Source organism: Neobacillus niacini, assembly GCF_036961885.1.
Taxonomy (GTDB): Bacteria; Bacillota; Bacilli; order Bacillales; family Cytobacillaceae; genus Neobacillus; species Neobacillus niacini_H.
In genome coordinates this window covers 1-5,300 of sequence record NZ_JBALNQ010000094.1, presented here as the reverse complement: position 1 = coordinate 5,300, position 5,300 = coordinate 1, and the positions used below count along the sequence as shown (strand labels likewise).

Sequence of the window (5,300 nt, the reverse complement as noted above, 5' to 3'; positions counted from 1 at the left end):
TAATTCTATTTAGTTAGTGAGTATGATACTCTCGATATATTTAAATGCAAATTCCATGCCAACTTAGGACTTAATTAATAATAAACAATTGAGGATAAACGTTTTATCGTTTAACTAAGGGATTTTGTTTATTAAACTTCGGGTGTATTACGCTGTAATATAAAATGTAATTGTATTATTAGTAATGTATAGTTGTAACATTGATACCAAAGTATTTTGTCACATTGTCACAGTGTAAATCTTCACAAAAAAGGAGGCTGAATAAACAGGCCCCAGATTTGATGTGAATAAACAATATTATTTTTCATCTAATATGATTTCACCCTCAGCTTCCATCCTTTTTATTAACCGATAGATCGTCATTCTTGAGGTATTTAGAAGTTTAGCTGCTTGACTAATATTTCCGTTCGTACTTTTTAAAGTACTAATTAAAATATTGTTGCTTAAATGATTTTTCTTTACCTTTTTTCTCACAAGGTTATTTTCTGTTTTCCTTGTATTTTCTGGAGTTGGAGTCTCCTCATCATGGATTTCCTTTGGTAGATCTGAAACTTCAATATTATTTTTATCTAAATAGAATAGAGTTTGCTCTATTACATTTTTTAACTGGCGAATGTTTCCAGGCCAGGTATAGGATTCTAAAATTTTCATCGCACTGGGGCTAATACTAGGTGGGTCCGTGTATTTATTATTTTGAATAAAAAGTCTTGCAAGTAAGGAAATATCCCTTGATCTTTTACGTAATGGAGGGATAGATAATTGTATGACATTCAGGCGATAGTAGAGGTCCTCCCGAAAACGTCCAGCATCAATCTCCTTTTTTAAATCTTTGTGCGTAGCTGCAATAACTTGGACATTAATCGAAATCGGTTTATTACCACCAACCGGCAAAACATTTCGTTCTTCAAGAACCCGAAGTAAATAAACTTGAACATCTAGCGGAAGATCGCCAATTTCATCAAGGAAGATCGTTCCCTCATGGGCTAATTGAAATCTCCCCTTTTTCCCTTTTGCATTTGCTCCTGTAAATGCCCCACCTTCATATCCAAATAATTCACTTGCAATGAGTTCCTTTGGAATGGCACCACAATTAACTCCGATAAATGGTGCATTTTTTCTTGGACCATATACATGAATGGATTGGGCAAATACTTCCTTTCCTGTTCCAGTTTCTCCTGTTAACAAAATCGATTTTTCACTGTGGGAAGCTTTTTTCGCCACATGTATAATACGTGTAAGCTCATCATCTTGGGTAATTATATTTTGGAAGTTATACCTGGTTTGTCCTTTTGTTGGCATAAATGAAACAGAGGATGCTACAGTAGGTCGATGGAAAGTTGCTAGACCGCCATATAGGGTTCCGTTAAGTTCATAAGGTTGAATTTTTATTCTCCATTCATAACCATTTGGTGATTGGTAATGATGCTCCTCCATTGCTGTAAAAATTTCTGGATCAATAAATTTTAGAATTGAATCTCCTACTTGAATTTGTAAAGTATCTGGAGCAATTTTATTAAAACTTGTGATAATACCACCATTATTAAAAAATAATAATGGATTTTGGTCTGACTGGAGTAAAGAATTTAGATTTAAATAATTTTCATTTACTAGTTTGGTTCTAATCATCTGTTCAATATGTTGTTTACGATTTAAAACTATGTAAATGTCCTTTGCATTAACCAAATCCTTAAATCTGGCAAGACATAAGACTCCTAAGGGTTCTTTTGTAAAAGGATCACAAATGGGTGCTGCAGAGCCGACTAATGAGTGATTCATTTTACAATAATGTTCACCAGCAAACACTTGCATGGGTTTTTTTTCATAAAGGGATGTGCCAATAGCATTGGTACCAGCAGAAAATTCTGCCCAATTTGTTCCAGGTTGATAGAGTGTTTGAAATTTACGATTAAGAGGATCTGTTCCAGTAGTAGTAAGTAGTATTCCCTCCCGATTTGTTATGAAGATTGAAAAAAGATCATTTGCATTCTTATCTACAAGATCTTTAATAATCATTTCAGCTATGTTAAGCAGGAGAACGTTTTGCTCAAGAATGCTTTCAAATTCGAAGTCATTATACTTAGGATTATTAATATTCTTGAAAGGATCTACACCAAATTTTCTGCTACGTGACCATGATGAGGCAATTACACTTCTGAGGTTGAATGGGGCTTGTCCGCTTACTATAAAGGATTCCCAATCATCCTGTAGTTGCTTATCTAGAGAAGGGAAATCTTTTATTTGTTCGTTACTTAATAGACAATTTAACATACCTACCTCCTACTAACGATTGCTCTTTCAATAGTAATTCAATACACAGTTAAAAATTCCTTTTTATTTTTCAGACTTTTCTGAAATCAAGAACTAACTTTTTTAATTATTCGCTGAATTTTTTGTGTCAGGAACCAACTAATTCTTGGGATGAATCCGTATTTTTACCACATAAATTAGATAAAAAATCAAATAAGTGGCAGCTAGACAATGAGGTGGAGTTGGAATCTCACCAACCATCAATTTATCACGAAGATAAAATAAATCGATTATAAAAAAATATAATCAAGTGAATATTAAATGTTAAGATATATTGTTAGCAGTATTTTGATTTTCCATGTTTTGGTACTTATTAAGTTAAGAAGGTGTATAGGTTTGGACTTTCCGACAATACATACAAACGTTTGGGATGCTGTGATCGCCGTACCCACTGTGATGTTGATTACTCAACTGATAAAGGTAATTTTTAAAATAAAGAAAAAGTATGTTCCAACAATAGCGCTTATTCTTGGTTTAGGTATTTCAATTTTTATCAGTCATCGCCATCATTTTATCCCAGGTCTTTTTATGGGTTGGTTCTATGGAAGTGCTGCAATTGGTTCGTATGCTTCATTGAAAACAACTATGTTGGCATTAAGAAAACAGAAATGATTGGAAACCAATCGAACAAAAAAGGTGACAGGCACCATCTAATTTTTTGAGGGTGCCTGTCACTTTTATTAGACTATAGTTTTTCATTTATTCAAATCCTACTTTTGTCATTTTACTAAACATCCTATTAAATTTATTGTTACAATGACAGGAAGAGTATAAATTGAAATAGTTTTTTAATAGGAAGTGTGAACACAAATGCCAGAAATTTATTTAGATAATTGTGCGACTACGAAACCCTATCCAGAGGTAACGAAGAAAATAGTGCAAATGCTTACGGACGTATACGGCAATCCTTCTTCAACATACCGTCTAGGTAAGGAAAGTAAGATGGAACTTGATCATGCACGACAAATGATTGCTGATTCGCTTGAAGCAGAGTTTGATGAAATCTACTTTACTTCAGGAGGTACCGAGTCTGACAACCTAGCAATAAAGGGAGCTTGCTTAGCTAATTCAATGAATGGAAATCATATCGTGACTACAGTTGCTGAACACGCTGCTGTTACGAAAACAATCAGGGATTTAAAAAAACAGGGATGGACTGTAAGTTATATTCCAGCACCTAATGGAGTATTGGACATGGAAGAGTTAAAAAATGCGATTACAGACAAAACAGTCCTTGTTAGCGCGATGTTGGTCAACAATGAAACAGGCTGTATTTTCCCAATAAAAGAGATTAAACAAATCATTCAAAAAAAGCAATCCCCCGCCCTTCTACATTGTGATGCGGTACAGGGGTATGGCAAGGTCCCATTCACTGCAGCGAGCCTTGGCGCCGACCTAATTAGTATAAGTGCACATAAAATACATGGTCCTAAAGGTGTGGGTGCGCTGTACGTGAAAAATGGCACAAAAATGTTTTCTTGTATACTTGGGGGCGGACAGGAAAACGGTTTGCGTTCAGGAACAGAAAATACTCCTTTTATCAGTGCTTTTGGTGAAGCGGTACGAATCAAATTTTCCACTATGCAAAAGGATATTTCGCATATGAAAGCGCTCAGGGATTATTGTATGGAATTGATCGTTGCTCAGATACCGAAAGCGGTATTAAATTCAAATCAGCAAGGAGCACCACACATTGTAAATTTCTCTCTACCAGGGCTATCAAATAGAAAGATAGTAGAGTTCCTTGATTCCAGGGATATTTTTATATCCAGTGCAGCAGCTTGTAAATCTAAAACTGCTTTTTCCCGTGGCCCTTCTGTGCTCGAATCACTAGGAGTTAGTCGTGCTCTTGCAGACAGTGCGCTGCGGATAAGCTTCTCCTACCTAACTACTAAAAGTGATATTGATACCCTAGTGCAGACACTTGTTGAGTATTGTAGACTTCAAAATGTTGAGCTTTTAAGAAAATAAAATAAAACGATATTCTCTAAAGAGGTTTTTTTATGAAATCTAGTCTAGTAAAAACGGTTGGGATAATGTTAGTTTATACAGCAATAATAGTTATCTTAGCAACATTTGGATTATTAGAAAATATGGAGTTTAATTTTTGGCTAATTCCGTTTAACATGATAATTATATACGACCTCCTAACAGAGTATCCATATGCATTCAGTTCTCCACCAGAGGAAGGTAGCAGAGAAACAATAGCATTTTTAATTAACATCATTCTAATTTTTTTGGTACACTTTTTTGCATTCCTTCCAAAACGAAAATGGCTAAGACGTACATTAACTACAACAATAGTACTAATTATATTTTTATGGTATCTATTAATCTTTTATTTTTTGATAGCAATCTCTGCAGGATAAAATCTATATTTCACACAAAAATAAACTTAGGAGTTAGATCCTTCCAATTTTATGGATGGTACCTCTGTTTTTTAGGGTGGTAATCTAGGTTTCTTTTTCGTAGTTACAATCCTAAGAGTTTGTAATAGCACATCCTAAATCATAATAGTATTATGTTAACTGTTCATTACAAAAAGGACATTAGGTCAATTTCTCCTTAATACCTCCTATTCAGCAATTGTATTTTCAATGTCTTCAATTACATCCCAATCTACATTTCCTTCCTGTTCATTACAAATCTTTTCTAAAAGAAGAAATGCCTGTTGGTTCATCCCTCCATCATATCCAAAACTAGAGAAAAATTGATTTTTAAACATAACAAACCAATAGTACTGACTATAAAGGATGTCTTCAAAGGTGAATGATGAATTATCTATTATATCTTCGGTACATTGTTGCAAAAACAAAAAATATTTTAATACATTTGATAAGCCTTCATCCTCAACCATGAATAATGTTAGATTCATCCAATTTAGGATTTAGTCTTTGAAAATTTCTTCTTTTGAAATAATTTTCATTGTTTGCTCCAAATTAAGAGAATAAAAAACCTTGAAGCATTAACCAATATTTCTTCGACGTTTGTAT

Annotated in this window: 4 protein-coding genes; 2 read left to right on the top strand and 2 right to left on the bottom strand. The window is 33.9% G+C overall.

Annotated features, from left to right (window positions below; translation table 11 throughout):
• Positions 1–297: 297 nt before the first annotated feature.
• Positions 298–2,268, bottom strand: a complete 1,971-nt coding sequence (locus V7124_RS25860) for a sigma-54-dependent Fis family transcriptional regulator (protein WP_335494777.1) — start codon at positions 2,266–2,268, stop codon at positions 298–300.
• Positions 2,269–2,643: 375 nt separating this feature from the next.
• On the opposite strand from V7124_RS25860, the gene V7124_RS25855 reads away from it, so the two are divergent.
• Together V7124_RS25855 and V7124_RS25850 are read left to right on the top strand one after the other, a co-directional pair.
• Positions 2,644–2,919 (top strand): hypothetical protein, encoded by a 276-nt coding sequence (locus V7124_RS25855; protein ID WP_335494775.1) that lies wholly within the window; start codon positions 2,644–2,646, stop codon positions 2,917–2,919.
• Between the two features lie 198 nt (positions 2,920–3,117).
• The gene (locus V7124_RS25850; RefSeq protein WP_335494772.1) at positions 3,118–4,278 is read left to right on the top strand and encodes a cysteine desulfurase family protein; all 1,161 of its coding nucleotides are present in this window, start codon (positions 3,118–3,120) and stop codon (positions 4,276–4,278) included.
• Positions 4,279–4,882: 604 nt separating this feature from the next.
• On the opposite strand, the gene V7124_RS25845 is transcribed toward V7124_RS25850, so the two are convergent.
• On the bottom strand, positions 4,883–5,182 hold the full coding sequence (locus V7124_RS25845; RefSeq protein ID WP_335494769.1) for a hypothetical protein: 300 nt from the start codon (positions 5,180–5,182) through the stop codon (positions 4,883–4,885).
• Positions 5,183–5,300: the final 118 nt, after the last annotated feature.

What these genes read in the sequence shown, in the direction of transcription:
- V7124_RS25845 (WP_335494769.1), bottom strand. Translation starts at nt 5,182, where the DNA reads ATGAATCTAACATTATTCATGGTTGAGGATGAAGGCTTATCAAATGTA.
- V7124_RS25850 (WP_335494772.1), top strand. Translation starts at nt 3,118, where the DNA reads ATGCCAGAAATTTATTTAGATAATTGTGCGACTACGAAACCCTATCCA.
- V7124_RS25860 (WP_335494777.1), bottom strand. Translation starts at nt 2,268, where the DNA reads ATGTTAAATTGTCTATTAAGTAACGAACAAATAAAAGATTTCCCTTCT.